1 protein-coding gene is annotated in these 1,158 nt (G+C 56.1%); it reads right to left on the bottom strand.

Features of this window, described 5'->3' with window-relative positions:
• Nucleotides 1–155 precede the first annotated feature (155 nt).
• Nucleotides 156–1,158, bottom strand: a 1,003-nt coding sequence (locus CW742_RS14220) for a glycosyltransferase family 39 protein (protein ID WP_292421506.1), incomplete at its 5' end; no start/stop codon positions are given.

The raw sequence follows: 1,158 nt of genomic DNA, 5'->3' as shown, positions 1-1,158 counted from the left end.
ATGAATTGTCATCGATGACAAGGACCTGCCCGTTGAGGGAGTGCTCACGGAAGACCGCGTCCACGGCAAGGACGATGTTGCGGATGTTTGCCTCCTCATTGAAGGTCGGGATGATGACGGTAAGGTCGTACATGGGCATTCGGGTCCGGAATCGTTCAGATGGATGAGAAGATGAAGATGTTGCTCGCCTGCATGTGCGGCGCGGTGTGCTCCTCGAGCCATGCTACCGCTCCGCCGCTCGGATCGGCGGACATGATGTCGCCGGTCACCACATACCAGATTGTTGCATTCTGCGTGTTCCGTAGAGAGAGCCCTTCAAGTTCCGCGGCACTGGAGAAGCCGAACTCGAACGTCTGGTCGGTGGCGTTGGAGTAGTAGTAGTTGAGTGGCTGGAGAATGTACCCCGGCATCACGACCACGAAATCCCCCGGCGCGGTGACATCGGCAAGGCTTGCGGATACGCCCCGCCAGTCCTCTTTGGAATAGTCAGAGTAATACCCGGGAAGCGCAGGGAGGCTCAGAACCACCATGACCGCCATGAACCCGTACACGACGCCCCGGTTGCCGGCAAGGGTGCACAGGGGCCTGTACGCAAGGGCGATCCCGATGAAGTAGATAATGGCAAGGAAGATGAGATACCGGGGCTGCATCGGGATGCGGTACGAGAGGATGATGCTGATGATAAAGGTCAGGGCGGTGATTGATACAAGGAAGACTCCTTTGTTCCGGTCCGTCATGAACGCGGAGACGATGCCAGCGATGAAGAGGATGAGCATCAGGGCCATGGCGGGAAGAGAGAAGCCCGAGAGCTGGAAGAAGGTCTCAAAGACAAGATTGGGGCCCTGGATCCCGTAGGTGGGAGCTCCCGAAGTCCTGATGAAATAGAGCTGGACGGTCACAATGATAAGGGGAAGGCAGAGAAGGGTGAAGAGACCGACCGACAGAATAAGTGGTTTGAGGTTACTGAGGCTCTTTTGTATCCTGCCCGCCCGCTCATACAGTGCATAGAGAACGAGCGATGCGATGATGACGAACCCATAGAAATGGGACCAGAACGCAAGTGCCGAGAAGACACCAAAGAGTGCCCAGTTTTTCAGGTCATCGTCTTTCATGGCCCGCAGGAAGAAGACCATGGCAAGAGCGACAAAGAACATCATC

The organism is Methanoregula sp. (assembly GCF_002835825.1).
Classification (GTDB): domain Archaea; phylum Halobacteriota; class Methanomicrobia; order Methanomicrobiales; family Methanospirillaceae; genus Methanoregula.
Note: the sequence above shows the minus strand (reverse complement) of the source record. Positions and strands in the feature narration are given on the sequence as shown.